Source organism: Yersinia aldovae 670-83 (assembly GCF_000834395.1).
Classification (GTDB): domain Bacteria; phylum Pseudomonadota; class Gammaproteobacteria; order Enterobacterales; family Enterobacteriaceae; genus Yersinia; species Yersinia aldovae.
In genome coordinates this window covers 3,706,498-3,722,372 of the sequence record NZ_CP009781.1, presented here as the reverse complement: position 1 = coordinate 3,722,372, position 15,875 = coordinate 3,706,498, and the positions used below count along the sequence as shown (strand labels likewise).

The following is a 15,875-nucleotide window of genomic DNA, read 5'->3' as shown; positions in this document are numbered from 1 at the left end:
GATTTCACCGTTTATGACTGGGTGTTTAATAAATTATCGACAGCATCGACAATATCTTGGACAGTTCGAACGGATTTGAACATTTCCGGCATTATCTTTTTGCCCGTTGCTTTCTGCAAATGTACAACCAGATCGACTGCATCAATACTGTCCAATTCTAATTCTTCATAGAGCCGTGACTCTGGTTTAATATCAGCTTCATTAATTTCAAAAAGCTTAACCAAAAGAGATGTAACATGCTGATATATTTCTTGTTTTTCCATTATTATAAAATCCTGTTAGTTACGCTGCTCAGAAATAAATTTCGCAAGCGTTTCTACCGAATAAAAGTGCTGTCGCATATCTTTACTCTCCGCAGAAAGTACAACGCTATACCGGTTTTTTAGTGCTAATCCAAGTTCTAGCGCATCGATTGAATCCAGACCTAAACCATCACCAAATAATGCTGCCTGTGAATCAATATCATCCACTGACATTCCTTCCAGATTTAGGGCATCAATAATTAGCTGTTTAATCTCACTACTCAGTAATTCCATTAACTCTTTCTCTTAGATTCAGGCATCAGTGCACAGGTTAAATACTTAGTGAGTCGTCTTGCAGCAAGCGCTAACGACAAGTCACTATCGTGAATAAAGTCATTACTATTGATTTTATTTTCAACAATAATATTAAACTGAGGTTTTACCGGCGGAATATTATACCATTTAAGTTCTTTCGTCAGCATCGGTGGATTGCAATCAATATATACAACACGAATATCACAGCCACTATGTAATGCAATATTTGCAGCGCCTCGCTGTAAACTCAGCCCACAGCCCGCAGTCGTTCTGGTCCCTTCAGGAAATATAAGAATGCTACCACCACGTTCTAAACGCGCCTTACAGTGCGCTAATAATTTATCTGACTCAGCATTAACCAAATAACCGGCAGCCTTAATGACGCCAGAAACAAATATATTATTTAGCAATGCTTCTTTAACAATACAATCACACTTTGGCATATGTGCGGCCAGCAGTACATAATCTAGTAAACTTGGATGGTTAGCAACAATCAGGCACCCTGAGTCTTCAGACAACAGTTCATTATTTTCTATTTGATAATCAAAAACACCGAGAAATCTGGCTATACGCAGGAACAGCTGAAAACTATAACGAATACTCTGCTGGGTGATCTGGTTGCGTACCACTTCAGAACGAACCATTAGACGAAGAGATGAGAACCATAAAATAGATAATATCAGCCCTCCTAAACCAAAAAGCGCAAAGCAAAAACCGGTTGCAACCACTCGCCATGCTCGATTTAACCAAGAAGAAGGTTGAGACACTGTTAGTACTGCAAGGGAACGGTCCATCATTGACTCCAGTACCAATTATTATGTAAGCCTTGTATAATGAAAGAAGATTTTTCACTTAACCAATGACGTAGGAAATTAAGCCCTTGAGGTAATTCAGAATTATTAACATTCACCGCAGGAGTACATTCACACCGTAAATCATCACCGGTAGATAACAGTAATGCCAAGGCATAAGGTAACCCTATTGGAGAAGTCTGAGAATGATAGAAATCAGGCATAACTCCGTCAAAATCGACCAGTAACACACGTTCAGCACCGCAAGCGAGCATCCCCATGGCTTCGACAATACCTTGCTGAAAGCTGTCGATTCCAGCCGCAACTGACGTCACCGGCATTGTATCGTTTGCAGTGATCGTTAACCATCCAGAGGCAGTATTATGCACTGACATAGCAAAATCTGTTGGCGAAATATCCTGCTGATAATGGAGAGACTGCAATATCTTATACGTCCGTTCTAACTCTCCATGACGACTGGTAAATATCGCCATATCAGCGGTTGCCTTCTGTAATATCGAAAGCCCTGCATCCACTGCCAGGCGGCTCCCAGAGCTCATTCTCCTGGCTGACATCATCGGTATATGCGCTGACTTGGGTAAGTCCCCCTGCCATCGAGTGCGGAGTTCACCCTCACGCGCCCAGACATGCCAATGCTCCTGCGATTCCATACCAGGAGCTAAAGCACACCAGTTCAATACATTTAATGAATGAGCCACAATATCAGAACTTCCCAAGTAGCAAAGCGAGATAATTTATTCTATTTTTAGACAAAAAGCATTTAAAAACTTTATTCATTAAGTATTTATTGAAATATCTGCCACTAACCCGTGGAATATTAAAAAATTAAAAAGAAAAATATTTTATATATCGGCATTATTTTAAAATTCTTTAGCAAAACTCTTAGTTAATTTATCTAAAACTAAGAACATGTAATGGGAAGAAATTACAGTATGGATTTTACATTTATTTAAAGAAAACTAAATATAGGTAAAATAAGTAAACATATGAACATTGTGTATTAGAGTAAGTCAGAGTATTTTATCTTTGCTGTACAATAAAATTTCGTCATCCCTCTTGTGGACTAACATAAAAACTATTAACTGGATCACCATGAAACTATTCAAAGCACTTTTAATCGGGTTTGTATTTATTGCTGGATGTTCAAGTACAACACCTATCCAAAACGTGAGTCAAACAGTAATCGGGAGTCACACAACATCAGAAGTACAAAAAGCAATTATAGCGGGTGGGATAAATCGTGGTTGGGTAATGATGCCTGCCTCTGAGGGTGTGATTAACGGAAAACTAATAAATCGCGGCCACACCGTTGAAATTAAAATTAGTTATAATGCTAATTATTATCAAATGAAATATATTGGCAGTACTAATATGGATGCCAAAAATGGAAAGATACATTCAAAATATAATCGTTGGATCGCTAACTTGAATAAAGACATTCAGATTCAGTTGAATCGGTAACCACCATAAAAACGTTATATAACAAATAGTTGTTTGAAATTCATGCTCACTATTCTCTGTAAGTAACACTGAATGGTGAGCTATTAGCTGAATTACGAGGACGTAAGTTTGCGCTACGGATATGATAAAGACAAAATGAGTGCTTTAGCGGCAATCACTGAAGCTCAGAAAATAGCTTTTGCCCCTATGCTATTTCAAGCAGCGCTTAACCTGAGGGAATCAGGCATTCTAGCCGCATTAGATGAATCAGGTAAAAAGGGCATTACGCTGGATGAACTTGAAGCTAATAGCCCACTAAGTCGATACGCAATCAGCATTCTGCTTGATATGGGACTTAGTGGCAATATCCTCTACCAGCAGGAGAAGCGATTTTATTTGGGCAAGGTCGGCCACTACTTATTGCATGATCAAATGACCCGCGTAAATATGGACTTCACACAGGACGTTTGTTACCAAGGATTATTTAATTTAAAAGAAGCCCTGGCGACAGGCAAACCCGCTGGACTATCCGTGTTTGGTGAATGGCCTACGATTTATCCTGCCCTGAGTGAACTACCTACTGCCGCCCGTGAAAGTTGGTTCGCCTTTGACCACTTTTATTCTGATAATGCATTCCAACTTGCGCTCAAAACTATTTTTGATCTTGAACCAAAACATATATATGACATTGGTGCCAATACTGGTAAGTGGGCTTTACAGTGTGCGGCCTATGACCCTGATGTGAAAATAACATTGCTGGATTTGCCACAACAGTTAGTCTTAGCCAACGAGAACGTCAAAAGCAAAGGTTATAGCGATCGTATTAGTTCGTATCCCGTAGATCTGTTACTGGCAGATAAATTACCTAGGGAAGCCGATGTTTGGTGGATGAGCCAATTTCTAGACTGTTTCAGCGAAGAAAGAATTGTACATATTCTAAAGCTTATTCACCGCGCGATGAAACCCGATAGCTACGTATGCATTATGGAGATTTTCTGGGATAGACAACAATTCGAAGCAGGTGCGTTTAGTCTAAATGCTTCATCCCTTTATTTTACATGTATGGCTAACGGGAATAGTCGCTTCTATCATTCAGATATTTTTTACCAATGCTTATCCGCTGCTGGATTCTATGTTGAGAAAGATATTGATGGTCTTGGTATTGGGCATACATTATTAATTTGCCGTAAAGAACCCGCATAACATTAAGCCCTCAGCCAGGGGGCCTAATACCCCGATGATAAGCCCATATCCTCACATTTCCACCTGTATCTTGGCTACTTTGGACAGGACCAAATCACTCTCTTTATTTAAACCTGTACTAACTAACCACCAGTAAAATTAGAAATGAAATCATACTAAGGGTAAAAGTCTTGGGCATGAATATTGTAGTAAGAGAGTGATAATGGATCTTTATCGGAGAATACATCTGGTAGATCGAAGATTTTTAAAAAATGTAATGCAAAAATCCCTGGATCTATGATCCAGGGATTTGCAATAAGTGGCGGAACGGACGGGGCTCGAACCCGCGACCCCCTGCGTGACAGGCAGGTATTCTAACCAACTGAACTACCGCTCCACCGATTCTTTTACGTGTATCTTCCTGATACTTATCCTTTACAGGACCAGCGCTCCTCGCTGTGCAAAACCGCTCATGGCGATTTTGTCCGTTTACCAGATGTCACTCTGATAACGCGTGTTTGATGCCTGGCAGTGTCCTACTCTCGCATGGGGAGACCCCACACTACCATCGGCGCTACGGCGTTTCACTTCTGAGTTCGGCATGGGTTCAGGTGGTGCCACCGTGCTATGGCCGCCAGGCAAATTCTGTTTTAATTAACCCGCTACACAGTTCCCTGCACAGCCAGCCAATCCAATCTCGGAACTTCGCTGAAAATCTCTCTCAAACACAAAACACCTTTGGTGTTGTAAGGTTAAGCCTCACGGATCATTAGTACTGGTTAGCTCAATGCATCGCTGCACTTACACACCCAGCCTATCAACGTCTTAGTCTTAAACGTTCCTTCAGGGGGCTTAAAGCCCCAGGGAAGACTCATCTCGAGGCAAGTTTCCCGCTTAGATGCTTTCAGCGGTTATCTCTTCCGAATTTAGCTACCGGGCAATGCCATTGGCATGACAACCCGAACACCAGTGATTCGTCCACTCCGGTCCTCTCGTACTAGGAGCAGCCCCTCTCAATCTTCCAACGCCCACGGCAGATAGGGACCGAACTGTCTCACGACGTTCTAAACCCAGCTCGCGTACCACTTTAAATGGCGAACAGCCATACCCTTGGGACCTACTTCAGCCCCAGGATGTGATGAGCCGACATCGAGGTGCCAAACACCGCCGTCGATATGAACTCTTGGGCGGTATCAGCCTGTTATCCCCGGAGTACCTTTTATCCGTTGAGCGATGGCCCTTCCATTCAGAACCACCGGATCACTAAGACCTACTTTCGTACCTGCTCGAGCCGTCACTCTCGCAGTCAAGCTAGCTTATGCCTTTGCACTAACCTCACGATGTCCGACCGTGATTAGCTAACCTTCGTGCTCCTCCGTTACTCTTTGGGAGGAGACCGCCCCAGTCAAACTACCCACCAGACACTGTCCTCACCCCAGATTATGGGGCCGAGTTAGAACATCAAACATTAAAGGGTGGTATTTCAAGGTTGGCTCCATGCAGACTGGCGTCCACACTTCAATGCCTCCCACCTATCCTACACATCAAGGCTCAATGTTCAGTGTCAAGCTATAGTAAAGGTTCACGGGGTCTTTCCGTCTTGCCGCGGGTACACTGCATCTTCACAGCGAGTTCAATTTCACTGAGTCTCGGGTGGAGACAGCCTGGCCATCATTACGCCATTCGTGCAGGTCGGAACTTACCCGACAAGGAATTTCGCTACCTTAGGACCGTTATAGTTACGGCCGCCGTTTACTGGGGCTTCGATCAAGAGCTTCGCCTTGCGGCTGACCCCATCAATTAACCTTCCAGCACCGGGCAGGCGTCACACCGTATACGTCCACTTTCGTGTTTGCACAGTGCTGTGTTTTTATTAAACAGTTGCAGCCAGCTGGTATCTGCGACTGGCTTCGGCGCCGGGAGCAAGTCCCATTACCTAACGCCAGCGTGCCTTCTCCCGAAGTTACGGCACCATTTTGCCTAGTTCCTTCACCCGAGTTCTCTCAAGCGCCTGAGTATTCTCTACCTGACCACCTGTGTCGGTTTGGGGTACGATTTAATGTTACCTGATGCTTAGAGGCTTTTCCTGGAAGCTTGGCATCAACTACTTCATCACCGTAGTGACTCGTCATCACACCTCAGCGTTGATAAGCAACCGGATTTACCAAGTCGCTCCGCCTACATGCTTAAACCGGGACAACCGTCGCCCGGCTAGCCTAGCCTTCTCCGTCCCCCTTCGCAGTAACACCAAGTACAGGAATATTAACCTGTTTCCCATCGACTACGCCTTTCGGCCTCGCCTTAGGGGTCGACTCACCCTGCCCCGATTAACGTTGGACAGGAACCCTTGGTCTTCCGGCGTGCGGGTTTTTCACCCGCATTATCGTTACTTATGTCAGCATTCGCACTTCTGATACCTCCAGCAACCCTCACAGGTCACCTTCAACGGCTTACAGAACGCTCCCCTACCCAACAACGCCTAAGCGTCGCTGCCGCAGCTTCGGTGCATGGTTTAGCCCCGTTACATCTTCCGCGCAGGCCGACTCGACCAGTGAGCTATTACGCTTTCTTTAAATGATGGCTGCTTCTAAGCCAACATCCTGGCTGTCTGTGCCTTCCCACATCGTTTCCCACTTAACCATGACTTTGGGACCTTAGCTGGCGGTCTGGGTTGTTTCCCTCTTCACGACGGACGTTAGCACCCGCCGTGTGTCTCCCGTGATAACATTCTTCGGTATTCGGAGTTTGCATCGGTTTGGTAAGTCGGGATGACCCCCTAGCCGAAACAGTGCTCTACCCCCGAAGATGAGTTCACGAGGCGCTACCTAAATAGCTTTCGGGGAGAACCAGCTATCTCCCGGTTTGATTGGCCTTTCACCCCCAGCCACAAGTCATCCGCTAATTTTTCAACATTAGTCGGTTCGGTCCTCCAGTTAGTGTTACCCAACCTTCAACCTGCCCATGGCTAGATCACCGGGTTTCGGGTCTATACCTTGCAACTAGACGCCCAGTTAAGACTCGGTTTCCCTACGGCTCCCCTATTCGGTTAACCTTGCTACAAAATATAAGTCGCTGACCCATTATACAAAAGGTACGCAGTCACCCAACTAGTAGGCTCCCACTGCTTGTACGTACACGGTTTCAGGTTCTATTTCACTCCCCTCGCCGGGGTTCTTTTCGCCTTTCCCTCACGGTACTGGTTCACTATCGGTCAGTCAGGAGTATTTAGCCTTGGAGGATGGTCCCCCCATATTCAGACAGGATGTCACGTGTCCCGCCCTACTCATCGAGTTCACAGAATGCGTGTTTTGGTGTACGGGACTATCACCCTGTACCGTGCGACTTTCCAGACGCTTCCACTAACACACAAACTGATTCAGACTCTGGGCTCTTCCCCGTTCGCTCGCCGCTACTGGGGGAATCTCGGTTGATTTCTTTTCCTCGGGGTACTTAGATGTTTCAGTTCCCCCGGTTCGCCTTGCATGGCTATGTATTCACCATGCAATAGTGCAACGAATTGCACTGGGTTTCCCCATTCGGGTATCGTCGGTTATAACGGTTCATATCACCTTACCGACGCTTTTCGCAGATTAGCACGCCCTTCATCGCCTCTGACTGCCTAGGCATCCACCGTGTACGCTTAGTCGCTTAACCTCACAACCCAAAAATGTTTCTTATGTTCAAGTCGGTTGCGCGTCGTGAATACAGCGTTGTGCGGTACTCGGAATGCTCATGAACATGCAGTTCACTCCGCTTCCTCTGTGCCGTACGCCTTGCCTTCACTTAGCTCACGCGACTCTCTTCATCAGAATACACATTGGCATTGCGATTATTTGAGAGACTCTAATACAGGGTAATCCTTATCTCAGTACCTCTACGGAGAGATAAGTTTCAGCTGTATTGTTTCAATTTTCAGCTTGTTCCAGATTGTTAAAGAGCAATATCTTAAACACGACTTGTTAAAGTCATCTTTAAGATATTCAGTTGATAATGTCTTTCACACATTATCGGAGTGGCGTCCCCAAGGGGATTCGAACCCCTGTTACAGCCGTGAAAGGGCAGTGTCCTAGGCCTCTAGACGATGGGGACACAAAAATTGCTACTGAATCATGGATTCAGTATTTTTGTGTAAAGGTGAGAATGTGGTGACACATTCGAACGACTGATGCAGTAAAAACTCGATGCCGAGGTCTTATTACACAATCATCACCCTCATCAACAGGTGCTCTTGCTCATTTACATTCATCAGACAATCTGTGTGGACACTACGCAATGCGTATCGTTAGGTAAGGAGGTGATCCAACCGCAGGTTCCCCTACGGTTACCTTGTTACGACTTCACCCCAGTCATGAATCACAAAGTGGTAAGCGCCCTCCCGAAGGTTAAGCTACCTACTTCTTTTGCAACCCACTCCCATGGTGTGACGGGCGGTGTGTACAAGGCCCGGGAACGTATTCACCGTAGCATTCTGATCTACGATTACTAGCGATTCCGACTTCATGGAGTCGAGTTGCAGACTCCAATCCGGACTACGACAGACTTTATGTGGTCCGCTTGCTCTCGCGAGTTCGCTTCACTTTGTATCTGCCATTGTAGCACGTGTGTAGCCCTACTCGTAAGGGCCATGATGACTTGACGTCATCCCCACCTTCCTCCGGTTTGTCACCGGCAGTCTCCCTTGAGTTCCCACCATTACGTGCTGGCAACAAAGGATAAGGGTTGCGCTCGTTGCGGGACTTAACCCAACATTTCACAACACGAGCTGACGACAGCCATGCAGCACCTGTCTCACGGTTCCCGAAGGCACTAAAGCATCTCTGCTAAATTCCGTGGATGTCAAGAGTAGGTAAGGTTCTTCGCGTTGCATCGAATTAAACCACATGCTCCACCGCTTGTGCGGGCCCCCGTCAATTCATTTGAGTTTTAACCTTGCGGCCGTACTCCCCAGGCGGTCGACTTAACGCGTTAGCTCCGGAAGCCACGCCTCAAGGGCACAACCTCCAAGTCGACATCGTTTACAGCGTGGACTACCAGGGTATCTAATCCTGTTTGCTCCCCACGCTTTCGCACCTGAGCGTCAGTCTTTGTCCAGGGGGCCGCCTTCGCCACCGGTATTCCTCCAGATCTCTACGCATTTCACCGCTACACCTGGAATTCTACCCCCCTCTACAAGACTCTAGCTTGCCAGTTTCAAATGCAGTTCCCACGTTAAGCGCGGGGATTTCACATCTGACTTAACAAACCGCCTGCGTGCGCTTTACGCCCAGTAATTCCGATTAACGCTTGCACCCTCCGTATTACCGCGGCTGCTGGCACGGAGTTAGCCGGTGCTTCTTCTGCGAGTAACGTCAATCAATCGTGCTATTAACACGACTGCCTTCCTCCTCGCTGAAAGTGCTTTACAACCCGAAGGCCTTCTTCACACACGCGGCATGGCTGCATCAGGCTTGCGCCCATTGTGCAATATTCCCCACTGCTGCCTCCCGTAGGAGTCTGGACCGTGTCTCAGTTCCAGTGTGGCTGGTCATCCTCTCAGACCAGCTAGGGATCGTCGCCTAGGTGAGCCATTACCCCACCTACTAGCTAATCCCATCTGGGCACATCCGATGGCGTGAGGCCCGAAGGTCCCCCACTTTGCTCTTGCGAGGTTATGCGGTATTAGCTACCGTTTCCAGTAGTTATCCCCCTCCATCAGGCAGTTTCCCAGACATTACTCACCCGTCCGCCGCTCGCCGGCAAAGTAGTAAACTACTTCCCGCTGCCGCTCGACTTGCATGTGTTAGGCCTGCCGCCAGCGTTCAATCTGAGCCATGATCAAACTCTTCAATTTAAGATTTGTTTGATTTGCTATGAGTTAACATAGCGATGCTCAAAGATTACTTTCTGCAAATATGCATTCGAACCGAAGTTCAAATGTGTACTGCTTTGGTCACTCTTCAAGACTTTGATATTTCTTCTGCCTGCCGAAACAGGCGTCGATATCGTCTTGCGAGTGCCCACACAGATTGTCTGATAAATTGTTAAAGAGCGTTCGTTACCCGTTTGCCTTGCGGCGAATCTTACGGTAACGCGGGAGGCAGATAATACGCTTTCCCGCTGAAGAGTCAAGAGTTTATTTGGTTTCTTTCGAAGTCAAACTCAATCATTTCTTTTCCTGACCCGGCGAAGTGTGTTTCGTTGTTCCCGGTCAGTGGAGGCGCATTATAGGGAGTTCCTGGCAGCCTGCAACCCCTAATTTCAAAAAACTTTTCAACCGCTCACTAATGCGGCAAAAACACGAAATGCGGTGAAAAAGACAACAAAAAGGGGACGATTTCTCGCCCCCTCAAGGATTTACCATTACTGTTTGGCAATGATATGCCCATTTTCCACATCAAGCGTAACAGGGACTCCCGGTATTAATTTGCCGGAAAGTATCTGTTGCGCCAGTGGATTCTCGATTTCCTGCTGGATTGCGCGTTTCAATGGCCGCGCACCATAAACAGGATCGAAACCAGTCTCACCCAAGAACTCCAACGCAGGCTGAGTGATAGTGACCTGATAGCCACGCTCTTCCAGCCGTTTGTACAGGCGCTCCAGTTGGATACTGGCAATTGAAGCCAGATGCGCTCGGCCCAGTGGATGGAAGACAACAACCTCATCTATACGGTTGATAAATTCAGGGCGGAAGTGGTGAGTGACAACTTCCATCACCATTTCCTTCATTTCGCCATAACTTCTTTCACCGAAACGTTCCTGAATCAGATCAGAACCGAGGTTAGAGGTCATGATGACCACCGTATTACGGAAGTCGACTGTTCTACCCTGCCCGTCAGTCAAACGCCCGTCATCCAACACCTGTAAAAGAATGTTGAATACATCCGGATGCGCTTTTTCTACCTCATCCAGCAAAATGACAGAATAAGGGCGACGGCGCACCGCTTCTGTCAGGTAACCGCCTTCTTCATAACCCACGTAGCCTGGAGGTGCACCAACCAGCCGAGATACGGAATGTTTCTCCATAAACTCTGACATATCAATACGCACCATGGCATCGTCGCTGTCGAACAAGAACGTGGCCAATGCTTTACATAATTCAGTTTTACCAACCCCTGTTGGCCCTAAGAATAAGAAGGAACCAATTGGGCGGTTCGGATCTGATAACCCAGCACGACTACGGCGGATAGCATTGGATACGGCTTCAACCGCTTCATCCTGCCCAATCACGCGTTTATGTAGATCCTGTTCCATGCGCAGCAATTTATCGCGCTCACTTTCCAGCATGCGTGATACCGGAATACCCGTCCAGCGCGCCAGGACATCAGCAATCTCAACCTCAGTGACACGATTGCGCAGCAACTTCATGGTTTTCCCTTCCAGCGCATTGGCTGCCGCTAGCTGTTTTTCCAACTCAGGGATTTTACCGTACTGAAGTTCTGACATCCGAGCCAAGTCACCCACACGTCGAGCCTGTTCTAAGGTAATTTTGGCCTGTTCCAACTCAGTCTTAATATTCTGAGTCCCAGTCAGTGAGGCTTTTTCAGCTTTCCACTCTTCTTCCAGTTCAGAGTACTCACGCTCTTTCTGCTCTAATTCGGTATTGAGCATTTCCAGCCGTTTTTTACTGGCGTCATCGGATTCTTTACTCAACGCTTGCTGTTCCAGTTTCAATTGGATAATCCGCCGCTCCAGGCGATCCAATGATTCCGGTTTTGAATCCATCTGCATACGGATACTAGAACCGGCCTCGTCAATAAGGTCGATAGCTTTATCCGGTAACTGACGATCCGAGATATAACGGTGCGATAGCGTTGCCGCAGCCACAATTGCCGGGTCAGTTATCTGCACATGGTGATGCAGTTCATAGCGCTCTTTCAGCCCACGCAAAATGGCGATAGTGTCTTCAACCGTTGGCTCCGCCACATACACTTTCTGGAAACGCCGCTCTAGCGCCGCATCCTTCTCTATATATTGACGGTACTCATCAAGGGTTGTGGCACCCACGCAATGCAATTCACCGCGGGCTAAGGCAGGTTTCAGCATGTTGCCGGCATCCATCGCCCCGTCGCCTTTCCCGGCACCGACCATCGTATGCAATTCATCAATGAACAAGATCACACTACCTTCTTGTTTTGATAAATCATTCAACACGCCTTTCAAGCGCTCCTCGAACTCACCGCGATACTTCGCACCGGCAATCAGTGAGCCCATATCTAATGACAGCACACGTTTATGCTTCAGGCCTTCTGGCACTTCACCATTCACGATTCGTTGCGCCAGACCTTCAACAATGGCTGTTTTACCAACACCAGGTTCACCAATTAACACCGGGTTATTTTTAGTCCGGCGCTGTAGTACCTGAATAGTACGGCGAATCTCTTCGTCACGGCCAATAACCGGATCGAGCTTGCCTTGCTCCGCCCGCTCAGTCAGGTCGATAGTGAATTTTTTCAATGCCTGGCGCTGGTCTTCAGCACCTTGGTCATCAACTTTGTCACCACCACGCATATTCTCTATGGCCTTATCTATTATGTTAGTTGTTGCACCTGCGGCCTTTAACATATCAGTTAAGGTGCCACGATCCTCAAGTACGGCCAGAACAAACAGTTCTGACGAAATAAATTTATCTGCACGTTTTTGCGCTAATTTGTCGCAAAGATTCAATACACGGACTAGCTCATTTGATGGCTGAACATCACCGCCAGTCCCTTCAACTTGTGGAAGACGACCTAATGCTTGCTCAATATCGCTGCGCAAACTGGCGACATTAATACCCGCCGAGGCCAACAATGGGCGAACCGTCCCCCCATCCTGATTGAGCAGTGCGCTCATCAGATGTAACGGTTCAATAAATTGGTTGTCGCGCCCAAGCGCTAAAGATTGGGCATCGGCGAGGGCAAGCTGGAATTTGCTAGTAAGACGATCCAGACGCATAACACCTCCAATATTGGTCAAAATTGCTACTGGAGATTAGATGAGGTCATCCCTCAAATTTTCAAGGTTATTTCGACACTATATTTAAAGTAAAACGTTATGCGTCAGCGGATCGTCCTAATTCAATAGGTTATATCAGCCAGACTAAACTTGCCATACGCCCGGTCATTCCATCGCGCCGATAAGAGAAGAATTGCTGTTTTTCACTCACAGTACAGCGATCCCCGCCATATATAGCGTGAATCCCCGCAGCCTGTAGCCGCAGTCGAGCTAATAAATAGATGTCGGCGAGATATTTAGAGCCGGAAGGGGTGAACGCAGCCGTGGATTGTGCGTCGATTTGGATAAATGCCTGTTTAACCTCTTCACCCACTTCAAACTGCTGCGGGCCAATAGCTGGCCCCAACCAGGCAATAATAGACGAAGGACGTGCGCTGAACTGCGCCAGCGTCTGTTCAAGCACACCTGCACATAAACCACGCCAGCCAGCATGAGCGGCTGCCACTTCATCACCAGCCAGAGAACAAAACAGCACTGGCAAGCAATCTGCGGTCATTACCGCACAAACTTGCCCCGCAACGCGGCTATAGACCGCATCGGCTTGTACATCAGAAATAGTCTGGCCGCTAAGATGCAAGACACGAGTGCCGTGTACCTGCTCTAACCAAACAGGCATTTGCGGTAATCCCGCTTGTTCCACTAAAGATTGACGATTTGCAACCACACGGGTGGCAATATCCCCGACATGGGTGCCAAGATTTAATGAATCATATGGAAATTCGCTGATCCCCCCATAACGGGTGGTACTACATGCCTTAACAGTGGCAGGCATTGGCCAGTTGGGGAGTATCAGCGTGTTCATTACCAATCCATCTGATCTTTGAATTCTTCAGTATCGGCTTTCAGCGCATTAATCAGCTCAACCATATCTTCTGGTAATGCTGCGTGCCATTCCATTTGAATGCCACTGATTGGGTGATACAAACGCAACATAGTTGCATGCAGCGCCTGACGGTCAAAACCGCGCAGAATTGAGATAAAGGAATCAGAAGCCCCTTTTGGCGGGCGCGGGCGACCACCGTAGAGTTGATCCCCTACCAGCGGATGGTTGATATGCGATATATGCACACGGATCTGGTGCGTACGGCCCGTCTCCAGACGCAGGCGCAGGCGGGTGTGAGCACGGAAATGCTCCATAATACGGTAATGGGTTGTTGCCGGTTTGCCCATTGGATGCACCGCCATATGCGTGCGCTTGGTAGAGTGGCGAGAAATTGGCTCGTCAACTCTGCCACCGGCGGTCATATTGCCGATTGCCACCGCTTCGTATTCACGGGTAATTTCGCGCGCTTGCAGCGCTTCCACCAAACGAGTCTGTGCCGGAACGGTTTTCGCCACCACCATCAAGCCTGTGGTGTCTTTATCCAGGCGATGCACGATACCCGCGCGTGGGACATCCATGATTTCCGGATAATAATAGAGCAGCGCATTCAGAACGGTGCCATCTGGATTACCCGCCCCCGGATGAACAACTAAACCGCGGGGTTTATTAATAACCAGAATATCGCTATCTTCATAGACGATATCCAGTGGGATTTCTTGAGGCGCCCAACGGGCATCTTCCTCAATTTGCGCGTCAATTGCGACGAGCTCACCACCCAACACTTTTTCTTTAGGCTTGTTAATTGTTTTGCCGTTTACCGTGACTTTGTCTTCCAAGATCCACTCTTTTATGCGAGATCTTGAATAATCAGGGAACAATTCGGCCAAAGCCTGATCTAACCGTTGACCGAGTTGTGATTCGGCCACCGTTGCGCTGAGTTGTACTTGTTGTGCCATATGCAGCTTCTTGTTCGTTAACGTTGGGTTTTGACGGCGATGCCGTTTAATATAATGTGCTATTGTATCTAGATCTTTATCGGGAGCTTAACGGACAGTCTCCCGGAATAACACTTCGAGGATAATCAAAACGTCATGACGCGTATGAAATATCTGGTGGCTGCCGCCACGTTGAGCCTGGTGCTGACCGGTTGCTCCAGTAACAAGGACGTGGTTCCCGATAACCCGCCTTCTGAGCTCTATGCTACCGCTCAGCAAAAACTGCAGGACGGTAACTTTAAGGGAGCCATTACGCAACTAGAAGCGTTAGATAACCGCTATCCTTTCGGGCCTTACTCCCAACAAGTTCAGCTTGATTTGATTTATGCGTATTATAAATCTGCTGATCTGCCGTTGGCGCAAGCCTCAATCGATCGCTTTATGCGCCTCAATCCCACACATCCTAACATCGATTACGTATTATATATGCGTGGTTTGACTGACATGGCTCTGGATGACAGCGCATTGCAAGGCTTCTTCGGGATTGATCGTTCAGACCGCGATCCGCAACATGCTAAAGCCGCATTCCGCGATTTTAACCAGTTGATTCAAAGCTACCCGAACAGCCAATACGCAACTGACGCGCAAAAACGCTTGGTGTTCCTGAAAAATCGTCTGGCCAAGCATGAATTGGCCGTGGCGCAATATTACACTAAACGAGGCGCTTACGTCGCGGTAGTTAACCGTGTCGAGCAAATGTTGAGAGATTATCCTGATACTCAGGCAACCCATGACGCGTTGCCATTGATGGAAAATGCTTATAAGCAGTTGCAACTGAATGCAGAGGCTGACAAAGTTGCCAAAATAATTGCGGCCAACCCAGCCTGATATTGTTTGGAACGACAAAATAACAAACGGCAGCTTAGGCTGCCGTTTTCAATCCTGCCTTATCAGCATAAATCCAGGCGATTGATGTTGATAAGGCTATCGCGCTGATATCTTATCGAAACGCAAAAATGCCGCCATATCTAACTATATGCAGGCGATATAACCCATCGATAATGCGGCATTCTAACCAATGATTCAAGCCCTCAACAGCTATTCCTGAGGTTAAATCACACTTCCCATGACCTTTGCAAAAAGTGACAAAAAA

10 protein-coding genes, 2 tRNA genes and 3 rRNA genes are annotated in these 15,875 nt (G+C 47.3%); 3 read left to right on the top strand and 12 right to left on the bottom strand.

The window, feature by feature from the left end:
* Window positions 1-11 precede the first annotated feature (11 nt).
* The 4 genes from AT01_RS16705 to AT01_RS16690 are packed head-to-tail and all read right to left on the bottom strand — an operon-like array spanning window position 12 to window position 2,067.
* Window positions 12-263: an acyl carrier protein gene (locus AT01_RS16705; RefSeq protein WP_042547940.1), complete on the bottom strand. Its 252-nt coding sequence runs from the start codon at window positions 261-263 to the stop codon at window positions 12-14.
* Window positions 264-278: 15 nt separating this feature from the next.
* Window positions 279-536 (bottom strand): phosphopantetheine-binding protein, encoded by a 258-nt coding sequence (locus AT01_RS16700; protein WP_042547939.1) that lies wholly within the window; start codon window positions 534-536, stop codon window positions 279-281.
* Window positions 536-1,351 (bottom strand): lysophospholipid acyltransferase family protein, encoded by an 816-nt coding sequence (locus AT01_RS16695; RefSeq protein ID WP_042547938.1) that lies wholly within the window; start codon window positions 1,349-1,351, stop codon window positions 536-538. Before AT01_RS16695 ends, AT01_RS16700 begins: the two co-directional genes overlap by 1 nt.
* Window positions 1,351-2,067 carry a beta-ketoacyl synthase chain length factor gene (locus AT01_RS16690; protein ID WP_082039636.1) on the bottom strand — a complete coding sequence of 239 codons (717 nt, stop codon included), beginning with the start codon at window positions 2,065-2,067 and terminating at the stop codon, window positions 1,351-1,353. The genes AT01_RS16695 and AT01_RS16690 overlap by 1 nt, the downstream gene beginning before the upstream one ends.
* A 394-nt stretch (window positions 2,068-2,461) precedes the next feature.
* On the opposite strand from AT01_RS16690, the gene AT01_RS16685 reads away from it, so the two are divergent.
* The gene (locus AT01_RS16685; protein WP_042547936.1) at window positions 2,462-2,830 is read left to right on the top strand and encodes a hypothetical protein; all 369 of its coding nucleotides are present in this window, start codon (window positions 2,462-2,464) and stop codon (window positions 2,828-2,830) included.
* A 108-nt stretch (window positions 2,831-2,938) separates the two neighbouring features.
* Complete coding sequence (locus AT01_RS16680) at window positions 2,939-4,012, top strand: methyltransferase (RefSeq protein WP_042547935.1); 1,074 nt, start codon at window positions 2,939-2,941, stop codon at window positions 4,010-4,012.
* Window positions 4,013-4,311: 299 nt separating this feature from the next.
* Here the strand turns inward: AT01_RS16680 and AT01_RS16675 are convergent.
* The 8 genes from AT01_RS16675 to rluD all read right to left on the bottom strand — a co-directional run bounded on the left by AT01_RS16675 (window position 4,312) and on the right by rluD (window position 14,743).
* Window positions 4,312-4,388, bottom strand: a tRNA-Asp gene (locus AT01_RS16675).
* Window positions 4,389-4,514: 126 nt separating this feature from the next.
* A 5S ribosomal RNA gene (gene rrf / locus AT01_RS16670) occupies window positions 4,515-4,630 on the bottom strand.
* Window positions 4,631-4,739: 109 nt separating this feature from the next.
* Window positions 4,740-7,645 (bottom strand): 23S ribosomal RNA (locus AT01_RS16665).
* A 359-nt stretch (window positions 7,646-8,004) separates the two neighbouring features.
* Window positions 8,005-8,080, bottom strand: a tRNA-Glu gene (locus AT01_RS16660).
* A gap of 198 nt (window positions 8,081-8,278) precedes the next feature.
* Window positions 8,279-9,821: ribosomal RNA gene (locus AT01_RS16655) — 16S ribosomal RNA — on the bottom strand.
* Together the 16S, 23S and 5S rRNA genes with 2 tRNA genes alongside form the textbook arrangement of a ribosomal RNA operon.
* Before the next feature lie 509 nt (window positions 9,822-10,330).
* Window positions 10,331-12,904 carry an ATP-dependent chaperone ClpB gene (gene clpB, locus AT01_RS16650; protein ID WP_042547934.1) on the bottom strand — a complete coding sequence of 858 codons (2,574 nt, stop codon included), beginning with the start codon at window positions 12,902-12,904 and terminating at the stop codon, window positions 10,331-10,333.
* Between the two features lie 130 nt (window positions 12,905-13,034).
* Window positions 13,035-13,766, bottom strand: a complete 732-nt coding sequence (gene yfiH, locus AT01_RS16645; protein WP_042547933.1) for a purine nucleoside phosphorylase YfiH — start codon at window positions 13,764-13,766, stop codon at window positions 13,035-13,037.
* Window positions 13,766-14,743, bottom strand: coding sequence for a 23S rRNA pseudouridine(1911/1915/1917) synthase RluD (gene rluD, locus AT01_RS16640; protein ID WP_042547932.1), 978 nt, complete (start codon window positions 14,741-14,743; stop codon window positions 13,766-13,768). The genes yfiH and rluD overlap by 1 nt, the downstream gene beginning before the upstream one ends.
* Window positions 14,744-14,878: 135 nt before the next feature.
* On the opposite strand from rluD, the gene bamD reads away from it, so the two are divergent.
* On the top strand, window positions 14,879-15,610 hold the full coding sequence (gene bamD / locus AT01_RS16635; RefSeq protein ID WP_042547931.1) for an outer membrane protein assembly factor BamD: 732 nt from the start codon (window positions 14,879-14,881) through the stop codon (window positions 15,608-15,610).
* Window positions 15,611-15,875: the final 265 nt, after the last annotated feature.

What these genes read in the sequence shown, in the direction of transcription:
- AT01_RS16705 (WP_042547940.1), bottom strand. Translation starts at nt 263, where the DNA reads ATGGAAAAACAAGAAATATATCAGCATGTTACATCTCTTTTGGTTAAG.
- AT01_RS16700 (WP_042547939.1), bottom strand. Translation starts at nt 536, where the DNA reads ATGGAATTACTGAGTAGTGAGATTAAACAGCTAATTATTGATGCCCTA.
- AT01_RS16695 (WP_042547938.1), bottom strand. Translation starts at nt 1,351, where the DNA reads ATGGACCGTTCCCTTGCAGTACTAACAGTGTCTCAACCTTCTTCTTGG.
- AT01_RS16685 (WP_042547936.1), top strand. Translation starts at nt 2,462, where the DNA reads ATGAAACTATTCAAAGCACTTTTAATCGGGTTTGTATTTATTGCTGGA.
- clpB (WP_042547934.1), bottom strand. Translation starts at nt 12,904, where the DNA reads ATGCGTCTGGATCGTCTTACTAGCAAATTCCAGCTTGCCCTCGCCGAT.
- yfiH (WP_042547933.1), bottom strand. Translation starts at nt 13,766, where the DNA reads ATGAACACGCTGATACTCCCCAACTGGCCAATGCCTGCCACTGTTAAG.
- rluD (WP_042547932.1), bottom strand. Translation starts at nt 14,743, where the DNA reads ATGGCACAACAAGTACAACTCAGCGCAACGGTGGCCGAATCACAACTC.
- bamD (WP_042547931.1), top strand. Translation starts at nt 14,879, where the DNA reads ATGACGCGTATGAAATATCTGGTGGCTGCCGCCACGTTGAGCCTGGTG.